The organism is Acinetobacter sp. CIP-A165, from assembly GCF_000367985.1.
In the GTDB taxonomy this organism is placed as follows: Bacteria; Pseudomonadota; Gammaproteobacteria; order Pseudomonadales; family Moraxellaceae; genus Acinetobacter.
The window spans coordinates 489,237-504,282 of sequence record NZ_KB849201.1; the positions used below are offsets into that span (position 1 = coordinate 489,237).

13 protein-coding genes are annotated in these 15,046 nt (G+C 40.7%); 4 read left to right on the plus strand and 9 right to left on the minus strand.

Annotation, left to right across the window (positions count from 1 at the left end):
• Nucleotides 1–21: 21 nt before the first annotated feature.
• On the minus strand, nucleotides 22–1,041 hold the full coding sequence (gene omp38 / locus F991_RS05015) for an outer membrane protein Omp38 (RefSeq protein WP_004669473.1): 1,020 nt from the start codon (nucleotides 1,039–1,041) through the stop codon (nucleotides 22–24).
• Between the two features lie 444 nt (nucleotides 1,042–1,485).
• Nucleotides 1,486–2,535: an outer membrane protein Omp38 gene (gene omp38 / locus F991_RS05020; protein ID WP_004669474.1), complete on the minus strand. Its 1,050-nt coding sequence runs from the start codon at nucleotides 2,533–2,535 to the stop codon at nucleotides 1,486–1,488.
• A 390-nt stretch (nucleotides 2,536–2,925) separates the two neighbouring features.
• Between omp38 (F991_RS05020) and F991_RS05025 the strand changes: the two genes are divergently transcribed.
• The 3 genes from F991_RS05025 to F991_RS05035 all read left to right on the plus strand — a co-directional run bounded on the left by F991_RS05025 (nucleotide 2,926) and on the right by F991_RS05035 (nucleotide 5,326).
• On the plus strand, nucleotides 2,926–3,438 hold the full coding sequence (locus F991_RS05025) for a GspH/FimT family pseudopilin (protein WP_171063397.1): 513 nt from the start codon (nucleotides 2,926–2,928) through the stop codon (nucleotides 3,436–3,438).
• Between the two features lie 130 nt (nucleotides 3,439–3,568).
• Nucleotides 3,569–4,744 carry a thiolase family protein gene (locus F991_RS05030; protein ID WP_004669476.1) on the plus strand — a complete coding sequence of 392 codons (1,176 nt, stop codon included), beginning with the start codon at nucleotides 3,569–3,571 and terminating at the stop codon, nucleotides 4,742–4,744.
• Nucleotides 4,745–4,879: 135 nt separating this feature from the next.
• Nucleotides 4,880–5,326 carry a VOC family protein gene (locus tag F991_RS05035; protein ID WP_004669477.1) on the plus strand — a complete coding sequence of 149 codons (447 nt, stop codon included), beginning with the start codon at nucleotides 4,880–4,882 and terminating at the stop codon, nucleotides 5,324–5,326.
• 91 nt (nucleotides 5,327–5,417) lie between these two features.
• On the opposite strand, the gene F991_RS05040 is transcribed toward F991_RS05035, so the two are convergent.
• The 5 genes from F991_RS05040 to F991_RS05060 form a co-directional block, all read right to left on the minus strand.
• Entirely contained in the window at nucleotides 5,418–5,903 is a 486-nt protein-coding gene (locus F991_RS05040; RefSeq protein ID WP_004669478.1) for a DUF934 domain-containing protein, read from the minus strand.
• Nucleotides 5,896–7,539 carry a nitrite/sulfite reductase gene (locus tag F991_RS05045; RefSeq protein WP_004669479.1) on the minus strand — a complete coding sequence of 548 codons (1,644 nt, stop codon included), beginning with the start codon at nucleotides 7,537–7,539 and terminating at the stop codon, nucleotides 5,896–5,898. The genes F991_RS05040 and F991_RS05045 overlap by 8 nt, the downstream gene beginning before the upstream one ends.
• Nucleotides 7,540–7,709: 170 nt before the next feature.
• Nucleotides 7,710–10,115, minus strand: a complete 2,406-nt coding sequence (locus F991_RS05050) for a glucose/quinate/shikimate family membrane-bound PQQ-dependent dehydrogenase (protein WP_034595440.1) — start codon at nucleotides 10,113–10,115, stop codon at nucleotides 7,710–7,712.
• 144 nt (nucleotides 10,116–10,259) lie between these two features.
• Nucleotides 10,260–11,480, minus strand: coding sequence for a carbohydrate porin (locus F991_RS05055; RefSeq protein WP_171063416.1), 1,221 nt, complete (start codon nucleotides 11,478–11,480; stop codon nucleotides 10,260–10,262).
• 144 nt (nucleotides 11,481–11,624) lie between these two features.
• Nucleotides 11,625–12,743, minus strand: a complete 1,119-nt coding sequence (locus tag F991_RS05060; RefSeq protein ID WP_004669482.1) for a CaiB/BaiF CoA transferase family protein — start codon at nucleotides 12,741–12,743, stop codon at nucleotides 11,625–11,627.
• 213 nt (nucleotides 12,744–12,956) lie between these two features.
• On the opposite strand from F991_RS05060, the gene F991_RS05065 reads away from it, so the two are divergent.
• Nucleotides 12,957–13,970, plus strand: coding sequence for an AraC family transcriptional regulator (locus tag F991_RS05065; protein WP_004669483.1), 1,014 nt, complete (start codon nucleotides 12,957–12,959; stop codon nucleotides 13,968–13,970).
• A 36-nt stretch (nucleotides 13,971–14,006) separates the two neighbouring features.
• Here F991_RS05065 and F991_RS05070 read toward each other — a convergent pair whose 3' ends face one another.
• Both F991_RS05070 and F991_RS05075 read right to left on the minus strand, forming a co-directional pair.
• Nucleotides 14,007–14,438 (minus strand): NUDIX hydrolase, encoded by a 432-nt coding sequence (locus F991_RS05070; protein ID WP_004669484.1) that lies wholly within the window; start codon nucleotides 14,436–14,438, stop codon nucleotides 14,007–14,009.
• Nucleotides 14,438–14,977: a P-loop NTPase family protein gene (locus F991_RS05075; RefSeq protein WP_004669485.1), complete on the minus strand. Its 540-nt coding sequence runs from the start codon at nucleotides 14,975–14,977 to the stop codon at nucleotides 14,438–14,440. The genes F991_RS05070 and F991_RS05075 overlap by 1 nt, the downstream gene beginning before the upstream one ends.
• Nucleotides 14,978–15,046 lie beyond the last annotated feature (69 nt).

The following is a 15,046-nucleotide window of genomic DNA, read 5'->3' on the forward strand; positions in this document are numbered from 1 at the left end:
TATAATTTCAATGACTTGAAATTATTGACCTGGTTGAACTAAAACAGTACGGCTACCAGAAATCGCAGCGAATACGCGACGGTTCATAGCACGACCTTCTTTAGTTTTGTTGTCAGCAATCGGTTGATCCCAAGCAAAACCTTGAGTAGACAAACGAGATGCATCAACGTTGTATTCATTTACAAGTGATGATTTAACAGAGTTAGCACGAGCCAATGATAAACGTTCGTTTAATGCACGTGGACCAGTGTTATCTGTGTGACCTTCAATACGAGCAGTCGCATTCGGGTACTCAGCTAACTTCTCTGCTACTTTCGCAATTTCAGACTTGAATTGTGGCTTGATGTCTGATTTGTTTGTATCAAAGAATACACGAAGTTCCATGTTAAGATCTTCGACCAACTCTTGTGGCTGTGGAGCAACTGGAGCTGGTTCAACTGGAGCAACTTCTACGACTGGCGCAGCAGGCTTCAAGTGACCACCAAGAACTACGTTTAAACCAGCAAGAGCTGTATAGTTCCAGAACTTTTCATCAAAATGATAAGTACCACGAGCTTCTGTACGAAGAGACAAAGCATCGTTCAAGCGCCAGAATACACCACCACCAGCATTTGCTAATGTACCTTCTTGCTTACCACCATAGATGTCATCACCTTCATATTTGTAGTGACCAGCACCAGCTAATACGTATGGCTTGATTTTGCTATCATAGTTTTTAGTGATCAAATCAGATGTTACATAAGCATTAGCAGCAATATTACGACCTTTATAGTCGTTATTGGTACTTGTATCGCCTTTGATTTGACTGTATTCAACTTCAGCGCCTAACCAAGGTGTTACTTCAACACCAATTGCAGCACCAACAAATAAATCATCTTCAAGTTCTGGACTTGGTGTTAATTGACCTTTATCACCACGGTTGTTATGTTCAGTATCAAACATTGTATAACCAAGTAATAATGGCGTTATAGTTACGCCGGCATTCGCAGCAGCTAAAGGAGCAGCAACAAGCATAGCAAGTGCAATACGACTCAATTTCATGGATAACCTCCAAAAAAAAATTTGTTTGTTTTCTAAACTTAATCAATTTTGAATACTGAGAAATAGCCTTGTTGTATCTTTTTCAGGTATTCACTTTATGTTGAATCATACAAATACCCAGTCAATTTTCCAAGTATTTAATACCATTTAGCTAGCAGCCACAGAAAAACGACTTATTTCTCTTCCAAAAATCTAGAAAACGCTAATCTGACAATACCCAATAAAGCTGTGAGAGATTATCACTTTTTAATCAAAACATTAACAAGATATCATAATTTTTTTTAATAAAACTAAATAGTCCTTACAATCTATCCAGCATTAAGACAAGATTATTCTAGTTTTTTAGCCATTATGTTTACTTTTACATCAATACCACAAAACGTTTATATCCATAAAAAAAGCGACTCAAATGAGTCGCTTTTTTATAATTTCAATGACTTGAAATTATTGACCTGGTTGAACTAAAACAGTACGGCTACCAGAAATCGCAGCGAATACGCGACGGTTCATAGCACGACCTTCTTTAGTTTTGTTGTCAGCAATCGGTTGATCCCAAGCGAAACCTTGAGTAGACAAACGAGATGCATCAACGTTGTATTCATTTACAAGTGATGATTTAACAGAGTTAGCACGAGCCAATGATAAACGTTCGTTTAATGCACGTGGACCAGTGTTATCTGTGTGACCTTCAATACGAGCAGTCGCATTCGGGTACTCAGCTAACTTCTCTGCTACTTTCGCAATTTCAGACTTATATTGTGGCTTGATGTCTGATTTGTTTGTATCAAAGAATACACGAAGTTCCATGTTAAGATCTTCGGTCAACTCTTGTGGCTGTGGAGCAACTGGAGTTGGTTCAACTGGAGCAACTTCTACGACTGGCGCAGCAGGCTTCAAGTGACCACCAAGAACTACGTTTAAACCAGCAAGAGCTGTATAGTTCCAGAAGTCTTCATCGATGTTATAAGTACCACGAGCTTCAGTACGAAGAGATAAAGCATCGTTCAAGCGCCAGAAAGCACCGATACCAGCATTACCCAAAGTACCTTCTTCTTTCATACCACGTCCAACACGACCTATTTCAGCTTCATTAGCGTCAGTGAACGAGTATTTATAGTGACCAGCACCTAATAAAACATAAGGTTTGATTTTGCTGTCATAGTTTTTAGTGATCAAATCAGAAGTAACATAGAAGTTACCGTTGATTTGTTGTTGCTTATATTCAGAGTTAGCAGCAGCGCTATCTACGTCGCCTTTAACTTGGTTATATTCAACTTCAAAACCTAACCAAGGTGTTAATTCCACACCGATAGCAGCACCAACGAATAAATCGTCTTGTAATTCACCGCTAGTAGTTAAATGATCACCACCATTGTTGTGTTTAGTGTCTTGGAATGTGTAACCAAGCAATAATGGAGTAATTGTTACGCCCGCATTAGCAGCAGCTAAGGGAGCAGCAACAAGCATAGCAAGTGCGATACGACTCAATTTCATGGATATCCTCCAGAGATAACAATTGTTTGTTGTTCAAGCTCAGCCTATGATTTTTGGCCCCTGAGAACAAGGTATGTTCTACAGTATTTTTTTTAAGCTATTCACTTCACTTTGAATCATACAAACACTTGATGAATTTTCCAAGTGCTTGATAACCTTAACCTCGTAAATTATTGACAAATTTTCTTACAATTTCCGTTGTAGTTCAGTAATTTTTAATTCAAAGCGATAGAGAGAATAGCTTATTGTTCACTGTCTTTGATTTTAGCAGTCTTTGCAGTACGAAGTAATCATTAGTTTGTCTAAATACTAAACTTAACCGAATAAATACAGCCGTTACTTAACACTTTGTTAATAAAAAAATTACAGAAATATTATATGGGTCAAACAATGTTTAAAATTTTAGGTCTCACAATCAGTGAATTAATCACGTGTATCGCAATTTTTGCAATTTTAGTGTGTCTCAGTCTACCCCATTTTAATGACTTAATGATGTCAAATGAAGCCATTCAACTCAAAAGAACACTCACAATTCATATACAAAAATCAAAAGCTGATGCACAAACCTATCGAAGAAATGTGACGCTGTGCGCAAGTCAAGATTTATTGACCTGTGATCGGGATTGGAATAAAGGATTTATAAGCTTCATTGATACAAATAACAATCGACAACGTGATCCCAGTGAGACCCTCCTCTATGCCACACCACTTAACTATAAATATGGAAGCTTAGACTGGAGAGGTACACTAAGAATCAATTCGATTACTTTCCAAGGCGATAGTGGGTTACCGAGAGGTTCAAATGGTAGTTTCTTTTATTGTGCAAATTCCCCCAAATATCATACGCGAATAAAATTAAGCCAAATGGGTCAAATTACCCCTGAACCTCTAGCCACTTGCTAAGAACTGTTCAGTCTAGCTTAAGCGATGTAAAACACTTTCTTCATTGCTTTTTTTTACTATACTGCATAGGTTTTGAACATTCTCTGCAAACGAATTATTTGCTACAAACTATAAAGTCTGGAGACACATAATGACTGACATCGTAATTGTCAACGGCGCTCGTACAGCAATGGGCGGCTTCCAAGGTGCATTATCAAGCGCAACTGCACCTGAATTAGGTGCAATCACAATTAAAGAAGCAATTGCTCGCTCAGGCCTACAACCCACTGATGTAGAAGAAGTCATCATGGGTTGCGTTTTACCAGCAGGCTTAAAACAAGGTCCTGCTCGCCAAGCAATGCGTAAAGCAGGTCTGCCAGACTCTACAGGTGCCGTGACCATCAATAAACTGTGTGGTTCAGGCATGAAAGCCGTCATGCAAGCAGCCGATATGATTAAAGCTGGCAGTGCAGAAATCGTTGTTGCGGGCGGTATGGAGTCAATGACCAACGCACCTTATGTTTTACCAAAAGCGCGTGCCGGTTATCGCATGGGACATGGTGAAATTAAAGATCACATGTTCTTGGATGGTTTAGAAGATGCTGAGACGGGTCGTTTGATGGGTTCATTTGCGCAAGATATGGCAAACAAACGCAGTTATACACGTGAGCAAATGGATGACTTTGCCATCCGTTCATTGAAGCGTGCACAAAAAGCCATTACTGAAGGCTATTTCAAAGACGAAATCGTTGCAGTCACCGTATCGAGCCGCAAAGGCGATGTTGTGGTTGATCAAGATGAACAACCATTAAATGCAAAAATTGATAAAATTCCAAGTTTAAAACCTGCTTTTGCAAAAGATGGAACGATCACAGCAGCAAATGCCAGCTCAATTTCTGATGGCGCATCTGCTTTAGTATTAACATCAAGTGATGTTGCTGCTCAGCGTGGGTTACAACCTTTAGCAAAAATCGTAGCTACGGCTTCAAACTCTCAACATCCATCTGAATTTACCATTGCGCCAGTTGGTGCAATCGAAAAAGCCTTGAAAAAGGCAGGTTGGGATGCACAAGACGTTGATCTATGGGAAATCAATGAAGCGTTTGCGATGGTCACCATGTGTCCAATCGATGATTTCAAACTCGACGCAGAAAAAGTAAATATCAATGGTGGTGCATGTGCACTTGGTCACCCTGTGGGTTCTACAGGTTCGCGTATCATCCTGACACTGATCCATGCGCTTAAACGCACTGGCGGTAAGAAAGGTGTTGCGGCACTTTGTATCGGTGGTGGTGAAGCAACGGCGGTTGCGATCGAATTGATCTAAGTTCTAACCGATCTCATAAAAGATCTTGCTTCATGCAGGATCTTTTATTTTCAGAATTACAAAATAATAATCAACCAATCGTTAAATTCCCGCTATGTTATGCATTGTATAAAAAAACAACAATGGAGCTATCCCATGCAACTGAATCATTATTTAAATTTTCAAGGACAAACTGAGCAGGCATTTAATTTTTACAAATCAGTTTTTGGTGGTGAGTTTGCAATGATCAGCCGCTATGGTGACTTACCGCCTGAAGAAGGTGTGACATTGACTGAGGAGGAGAAAAATTCCATTCTCCATGTCTCTTTACCAATCAATGACTTCACGGTACTGATGGCTTCAGACGTCAATGAGCAATTTTGTGCCCCAAACAGCGTATTCACGCAAGGGAATAATCACTATATATCCATCAATTTAGATGCTGATGAAATGGATGAGGCTAAACGTTTATTTGATGCCCTTTCTGTCAATGGCCAAATCGAAATGCCGCTAGAACAGACCTTTTGGGGCGCACTGTATGGTGCTTTTACCGATCAATTTGGGGTGAAATGGATGGTGAACTGTCAACTTGATGGTGAATAATCCTCTACCAACATCCTGATGATGATTTCATCCAACATCCATGCATAAAAAAAAGCTGAACCGTAGTTCAGCTTTTTTTATTTCGTCTGGTTTATGCCCCAGTCTGATAGCTCGCTTGTGGTACAGCCGTCGAAGCTTGATAAGGATTGGTAAAATCTTGAAGCCCAGCAGCCGCTTCATGAATATCCTTACCTTCTTTCACGACAAAGGTATCGAATCCAGAGCGTTTTAAATAATTTAAAACATCCTTAAAGATATCGCCCACCGCACGTAACTCACCTTGGTAACCTTGACGACGCAATAACGCAGCAAATGAATAACCACGACCATCGTTAAAACCCGCAAACTCAATGAAAATGGCATCAAAATCATTTAATGGAAATTGATGCGTTTCAGGAGAATCATTCACGGTCAAATAAAGTGCTTTTTTACCTTGTATATTTGCCAATTGATCGATTTGCGCAGTTGTTACAACCACATCACCTTGAGGAATCACACCATCTTCAGCGATGACTTGATAAGTATTGTCGGCAATGGTGCCATCTTTAGAAAGCACTTGTAGCGTTGTATTAAGCATAAGCACGCTCCTTAAATGGTTGAATCCCCACACGACGATAGGTATCGATAAAACGCTCACCTTCTGTACGTAAATCAAGATAAGTATTCAAAATCTCTTCAATCACATCAGGGACAACGTCAGCAGCGAATGATGGTCCTAAAATATCACCAATCGATGCATCATGATCTGCATGACCACCTAAAGTGATTTGATAGAACTCTGCACCTTTTTTATCGACACCGAGGATTCCGATATTACCGACATGGTGATGACCACAGGCATTCATACAACCAGAGATATTCAGATCAAGTTCGCCTAGATTGTAAACAGTATCTAAGTCATCAAAACGACGTGTAATCGCTTCTGAAATTGGAATCGATTTGGCATTTGCCAATGAACAGAAATCACCACCTGGACAGCAAATAATGTCCGTAATAAAACCAATATGCGCACGCGCCATATCGTTTTGGTCAAGTGTTTGCCACAATTCGAATAAATCTTTTTGTGGAACATCAACCAGTGAAATATTCTGTTCGTGTGTGGTACGGAACTCACCAAAAGTGTACTTATCCGCTAAATCTGCGATTAAGTTCATTTCTTCAGAAGTTACATCACCTGGTGCAATACCTGCCCGTTTCAAAGAAATCGTCACGATACGATAGCCTTTGACTTTATGGGCATTGGTGTTGACGTTAAACCATTGTTTGAATTTTGGATACTCAGCAAACAATGCAGTAAAATCTTGGTCTTCTAAAGCTTGATAATCAAATGGCGTAAATTCTTGATCTAGTTTTTTCAAGATTTCAGGTTGAATCTTTAATGATTCACGGGTGTGTTCAAATTCAGCTTCAACTTTTTGTGCAAATACTTCAGGCGTTAATGCTTTTACCAAAATTTTGATACGCGCTTTGTATTTGTTATCACGACGACCATGTAAATTGTAGACACGTAAAGTCGCTTCCAAATAAGCAATCAAATCTTCGCGTGGTAAAAACTCACGAATGACATTACCAATAATCGGTGTACGACCTAAGCCACCACCAACCATGATTTTATAACCCATTTCGCCCGCTTCATTACGTACCAGATAAATACCAATATCGTGGAATGCAGTTGCCGCGCGATCTTTTTCTTCTAAAGCAGAAACAGCGATCTTGAATTTACGAGGTAAAAAGGCAAACTCAGGATGGAAGGTACTCCACTGGCGAATTAATTCACAGGTCGGACGTGGATCAGCAACCTCACCTGCAACCACACCTGCAAATTGGTCAGTTGTGGTATTACGGATACAGTTACCAGAGGTTTGAACGGCATGCATTTGAACAGTTGCAAGTTCAGCAAGAATATCAGGCACATTTTCCAATGCAGGCCAGTTCAATTGAATATTTTGACGGGTTGATACGTGAGCATAACCACGATCATATTCAGTCGCAATTTCTGCAATTTTACGTAACTGTTTAGAATTCATTAAGCCATACGGCACAGCGATACGCAGCATTGGCGCATAGCGTTGCACATATAAACCATTTTGCAAACGTAATGGACGGTACTCATCTTCAGTCAATTTTCCCGCTAAATAGCGTTCTGTTTGATCACGGAACTGAGCAACACGTTGATTAATCAATTGTTGATCGAAATCAGTATATAAATACATGGCGTACGGCTAGTAAATTCATGATAAAGGCGACTAGCATAACCAGCTTTCCTTCATCAACAAAATGCTTTTTTTGCATATTTAATAACTGTTTTATTGATAAGCCTATATCACGACTCAAAAAAAAGCCCAGATGAATCTGGGCTTTCCTACATTATTTCTAAAAGAAGTTATTTTTTCTCTGGCAATGCATACGCAACGAGGTAATCACCCATTTTTGTACCAAATGAACCATGTCCACCAGCCATAATCACCACGTATTGTTTGCCATTAATTTCATAAGTCATTGGTGTTGCTTGTCCACCCGCAGGTAAACGCGCTTCCCATAACTTATCACCATTACTGACATTAAATGCGCGAATGTAATTATCTTGTGTCGCTGCTACGAACATCACATTACCCGCAGTCGACATTGGACCGCCTAGTCCCGGTACACCAATTTTTACAGGTGGTAATTGGAATAACGTTGGCAAACTATCACGAATCGTACCGATACGTTTCTTCCAAACCACATCATGGGTCTTCAAGTCGACACCAGCGACAAAGCCCCAAGCTGGTTGCTTACATGGCAAGCCAAATGGTGAGAGGAACGGGCTAATATCAACACCATAAGGCGTACCATACATTGGCTGCATACCGTGTTCAGTACCCGCACCACGCGCAACCGCTTGACGATTTGGGTCTGCTGGTATTAAACGACTTACAAACGGTAAGCCAATTGGATTCATGACTGCAACTTGACGATCCGCATTGACTGACATGCCGCCCCACTCAAACACACCTAAGTTACCTGGGAAAACCAAAGTGCCATTTTCAGATGGTGGCGTATAAATACCATCGTAGTTCAGACGTTTAAATTTCACACGACACATGAGCTGATCAAACATCGTGGCACCCCACATGTCTTTATCAGTTAACTTATCTTTCGGTGCTAAATTAAAGTCAGAGAACGGCTGAGTTTTTGAGTAAAACTCACCTTTGGTTTGTGGTCCCCATTTCACTGTTTGCGGTACTGGTTTCTCATTAATCGGTACAACAGTCTCACCAGTACGGCGATCTAACACAAACACATTACCTGTTTTTGTTAATACATAAATCGCAGGAATGGTTTGACCAGATTTATCTTGAATATCAGCGAGCGAAGGTTGCGATGGTACATCCATATCCCACAAATCATGATGTGTGGTTTGGAAATGCCAGACCAACTTACCTGTAGTTGCGTTAATTGCGAGCATTGAGTTGGCATAACGCTCTTTTAACTCAGTACGATCTCCGCCCCAAATATCAGGCGTACCCACACCTGTCGGCACGTAGACAATATCAAGTTTTGCGTCATAGGCAAGTGGCGCCCATGCATTCGGAGAGTTGTGAACAAAAGTTCCACCCTCACCTGGCAATGCATTTGGATTTTCAGCACCCGTATCAAATGCCCACAGCAATTTACCTGTATTTACGTCATAACCACGAATAACACCAGATGGTTCTTTATTCGAGTGGTTATCTGTCACAGAGCCTGCAATCACTACAGTTGTACCTGATACAACTCCCGGTGAAGTCGGGTTATAGCCACCCGGATAGGCAAAAGGCATAAAGGCTTGTAAATCGACTTCACCATTGTCACCAAAGTCAGAGCATGCTTTACCTGTATCTGCATTGACCGCAACCAAACGACCATCATTGACAGGAACAAAGACTTTACGCGGACATTCTGTCGAACTTGATTTTTTAGCCTGTAAGCTTGTTGCAAACTTGGTGGTATTATCCGCATCGTAGTACATCACACCACGACAGGTTAAGTGTTGAAAGGTTTTATCCGTTTTCAGTTTTGGATCAAAGCGCCATTTTTCTTGACCTGTTGCAGGATCAATCGCAATTAAATGCTGATGTGGCGTACACATAAACAGATTATTACCAATTTTGATCGGTGTAACCTGATTAGTGGTTTCACCTGAATCATTTTCGGTTCTAAAATCACCAGTACGGAAAGTCCAAGCAACTTTCAAATCTTTGACATTTTGGTCATTAATCTGTGCAAGTGGAGAATAACGCTCGCCACCTTGGCTACGACCATAAGCTGGCCAATCCTCAGGTGCAATCCCTTCAAGCGCTTTTGCTTGTTCAGGTTGCGGCGTTTCGATCACACCATTGATTTCTTGTGGATCATTAAAGATCGAATACACCATTACCACGATGGCAATCGCCAAAGTAGAGGATAATGCAACTTTACTTGAGGTCAGATTATCAATTCCTCGCGTTACCGCAGGAACTAAAAGCCACAAGCCTAATATACCTAATATATCTAGACGTGGTGCTAGTGCCCAAAAGTCAGTACCAACTTCCCAAACACCCCACACCACACTGCCTAACATCAAAGCTGCATAAACCCATAAAGGTCCAGATGCGCGCTTATACAGTTGCACTGCTACGATAAGCAACAACACACCAGCAATTACATAATAAAAAGACCCGCCGATTGCTGCGAGCCAGATACCGCCAACGAGCAAGAACAATGCAATGAGGGCAAGAATTATTACCGTCAATGTTCTAAGCCCAGATTTTGAAGCAGATTGATTCATACGATCACCTTGCATCTTTTGTATTTTGAGGTCCATCAACAAGACAATCAATCTTGTGAATGGTCGAGTTCAAATCACAACGAAAAACCTTGCAGATCTCACCCAATAGATGAATCAAATCTGCAAAATTTTTCGAATGTAGAATTAGAAAATAGTTTGGAACTTAATGCCGCCAACCCACGTTTTATCGCCATTCTTCAATGCACCCACATGGTGTACATATTGAATATTTGGTCGAATGGTCAGCCAGTTAGTCGCATGAATGCCGTAATACAATTCAGTGTTGTATTCTTCATTCAATAAGCTGTTGTTTTTGTCATTGGCGTGAATACGCGCAACACCCAAAGCAAGTTCGTCTTGGGGACGCTGATCAAGTAAACCTTTGTAAATTAAACCGACATTTTGCATGTCTTTGACTGAGTTGGTTTTAGAATCATGCACCGTGACATTGACGAAACCTGTTAGACCACGATCAGATTGACCATCATGACGGGTTAACTGTTGCTTGGCAGTAAACCAACCACCCTGCTTATGTGAAGTTTTCGCTGGATTCGCAATTTCTTCTGCATCCGCTGTACTGTAGTAATAGCCAAAACGGTACTCACCAGCTAAAGCAAGCGCACCTAACTTTGGTGTCCAAACAAGTTCTGCGGGAATAATCGCGCCATGTGAGCCATCAGTACTTAAGTTGAAGCCCTTGCCGCGCTGTAAGTTTTCAGGGTTATATTCATATGCCCCAATTTGCGCATAAAGGTCAGGCTGTAAATTGTATTTCACACGCAATGCCCACTGACTCACTGGCCAGTTATACCATTGGTCGCCAACCCAGTTACCGACTTGTGAACCACATAGCGCTAAGTTTTGGAAATCACAATCAAAACTGTTGAAATCCGCACCTTCGCCAAAACGCCCGACTTTAATATCGAGCGCTTGATCTAAAAATTTCTTTTTGATCCACAATTCAGTTAAGCGCCAAGTTTGACCACGCCCCCAGACTTCTTGTGCAGAACTTAAATGTCCTTGCAAGCCATCTGCAGTTTGCGACAACGACTGACCATCACGATAAGTTAAAGTGAGTTGTGCTTCGGTGTCTTGCCAACCTAAAATTTTATTTAGATCGAGATGCGTGCCTAAAGCCAACTGTCCAGTATATTCACTGCCATGACTAGAATGCTGTTTGGAGTCTAAAACTCCTGCGAATTCACCCGTGTAATCTGCAGAAAACTGATAACCCTGTTCCTGTAACGCAGTGCGTTGACCGTTCCAATCACCAAACATCCACTGACCATTTGGATCAAATGCTGCGGCTGCTTGAGTATGATGTGAAAAAAGACTCAATGATAGAACGGATAAACAAGAAACAATCATAGATTTAGAGATTGTCATGTTTACGTAACCTTTTATGTTATTGTCTATAAAAGGTTACTCCGATTTTTAAATAACAATTTATTCAAAATGTTAACGATCTGTACAATATTTTAACAATCAGTGATTAAATGCACATATTTTCTACCATTTACCCTCTCCCAAGCCCTGACCAATAAAAGTATATTGCATTTTGGAGCGAGAAAATTGAATCGGACAACCCAATTGAGGTTCGGTCTGTTCAGCATTCTCAGATACCGGAACATCCACGACCCAACCGCGTTGTTGAGCAATCGGCGAAACCAATGCCTCATCCAGCGTTAATACAGGTTCTACGCAAATATCTAACGCTTGGAATAAAGACTGCCAATCTGAAAAATCTTGAGTTTTAAACTTTTGCTGCAACGCTTGTTTAACCGCGGTGCGATCATCTGGATCGAATGATGTGCCTTTTGCCAAAAGTAATGGCAACTCTAAAGCAGCAGCTAAACCAGCCATAAATTGGGGTTCTAAACTCCCAACTGAGAAATAACGACCATCTTTGGTTTCATAATAGTCATAGAAACTCGCACCATTTAACATTCCTGCTTCAGGTGATTGTGGTGTTTTCCCAGCAAGACTGGCTGAAGCCGCCATACTATTTAGACTCGCCACACAATCGGTCATGGAAATATCAATATATTGTCCCATACCACTGCGTTGGCGCTCTACAACTGCGGCTAAGATTCCAATCACAGCATGTAAAGAACCACCTGCAACATCAGCAATTTGAATCCCCAGTGGCGGTGGTCCACTGTCTTGACGCCCACTATGACCTGAAATACCAGCCAGAGCTAAATAGTTAATATCATGCCCCGCTCGATCCTTATATCCTCCCGTTTGACCATAGCCCGTAATCGAACAATAAATTAAACGTGGATTTATCTCTGCCAAGGTTTCATAATCCAAACCTAGACGGCGCATTACATCAGGACGGAACTGCTCAAGCACAATATCAAACTCAGAAATTTTATTTTTGATCAGTTCAATATTTGCCGCATCTTTCAGATCTAGTGCAATCGACTGCTTATTTCGGTTGAGATAACTGTGTGCAGTGGCTTGACCATTGGCATAGGGTGGCATAATCCTTACAAGATCTGGACGCGTTGGAGATTCAACATGGATCACTTCTGCACCCATGTCTGCTAGATACATACTGGCAAATGGACCTGGTAATAATGTGGAAAAATCTAGGACTTTCAATCCCTTTAGTGCAGATGGCATAATAATTTTTACTCAATTTGTTCAAATTTTCTTTTATACTAGGTGTGGATAAACACAAAAACAATGTCATGTTCAGCCATTTACCTTGATAGTTTCGGCAATTTAACATGTACGCATTGGGCAATTATTTTTATTGTCAATTGCCCAATTTGATATTTTAGACGGTTATTTAGGTCAATTATCGTGAATAGTAAAGAAACTGAAGGATTCAATATGAGCCGTGATACGATCAGCATCCACTTCGTGAATGCGGCTTTAACAGGTGTAAAACGCCTAGGCATGGACGTTGAAACATTACTTTCACATGTCGGTATAGAAGCTGAGCTGCTGCGACAACCCAAAGCACGGATCTCCCCAGAGCAGTACACTCGCTTTGTCAAAATGTTATGGATGGTCACCCAAGACGAGCATGTTGGTTTCGATGTCCAACCGCGTCGTTTAGGTACATTTGCCATCATGTGCCAATTAATAATTCACTCGAAGACACTTGGACAAGCACTTGAGCTGTCATCCCAATTCTACAAACTGTTTGGGGATGAATGGTCAGTAAGCTTAGAACGCGATAAACATGAAGCGCGTTTGGTTCCACATATTCCTAAAGCATTAGACCCAGATCATTTCATCACTGAAAGTATGCTGATGATTTGGCATGGACTTGCCTCATGGTTGATTGAACGTCGTTTACCCTTAGAGCGTGTTCATTTTGGTTATGAACGTCCAAATCATGCTGATGAATATGATGCGCTGTTTTTTGCGCCTGTGATGCAATTCGACGCACCACGTACCGAAATTACTTTTGCCGCAGATTATCTTGATTTACCCATTCGTCAAGATGACAAAAGTTTAGAAGAATTCTTGAAAGCTGCACCAGCTCAATTATTGGTGAAATTCAAAAACACCAACTCGCTGACGTCACGTATTCGTGATGTGCTAAAAAGCCAAATCGGCGAAGAGATGCCAACACTCAATGATGTTGCGTCAATGTTGTATTTATCTCCACAAACCTTGCGTCGTCGTTTAGCTGCCGAAGGTAAGAGTTATCAAGGTGTGAAAGACGCATTACGTCGTGACGCTGCGATTCACTTATTGTTGACGCCGAATCTCACCCTTGAAGATGTTGCTCAACAGGTCGGCTTTAGTGAAACCAGTACTTTCCACCGTGCCTTTAAGAAATGGACAGGTGTAACGCCTGGTTTATATCGTCAGTTACATGGACATCATTCTTAATCAATTTTATAGATAGCCTGAGAATATTCAGGCTATCTATTCTGTAAATAGCCACTGCTCTATTCCTTTGGGATAAACAGGATATCGACTTGATTCAATCTGCGCTTTGCTCAACCATTTAGCTATATATTGTAAGCCATTCGTTTCACAACCGTGAATTTCTACTTCTTGATAAAGCTTTGAATTAACCAACTCAGCGTCATACACAAAAACAATTTCGTGACCTTGCTGACCATCAAAAGTAAATAAATTTTCCAATACCCCTAATAATTTAGGGTGAATAATCTGCTGATGAATTTCTTCCAAAACCTCTCGTTTAATGGCTTGTAGCGCCGTTTCCCCAAACTCAATACTGCCACCGATTGGTCTCAAATAAGTTTCCTCCTTGCTTGGGTCATAACCATAAGACAGTAGAACCTGATTTTGATATCGAAAAATACACAAGGCTTTTACTCGAATCTGTGGCATTACACCACCTTCATTTGCGTTAAGAACACTTCTGTCTGCTTAGGCGAAGTTAAACGAATAAATCGAATATGCTGATATTCTGGATTTTGCATCATGGCTAAATATCTGTGTTTATTTTGCGGATATTTCTGAAACATCCACAGAAAGATTGATTGTTTAGAGAGCATCATTTTCCAACTTTCTCTGTTATTAGAATTTTCCCATAGCGGTTTCCGACTCAGAGCACGCCACAAAGTTCGTTTCGTTAGTCGATATAAATTTATAGAAAATGAATAGTCGAGCCAAATGACGGTATCAACCTCAGACCAAATCATATCGATACTACGTGTATAAAGATTATCAATGACCCAACCTGTTGATGCTGCGTCCATGCTCGATTTAAGCTTGCAAAAAAATGCATCATTTGGCGATTCCTGCCAATCATCCAGCCAAAGTAAATTATCAAGTTCGATATATTGCAATTGTCGTTTTTGTGCCAGTTTCCGAGCAAGCGTAGACTTACCTGAACCTGTTGTACCAATAATATTAATGAATTTCATCAAGATAATTATGTTGAATTATGGCTGCCTATTTTACTGAACAATTCACTTATCAGACAATCCAGTAAA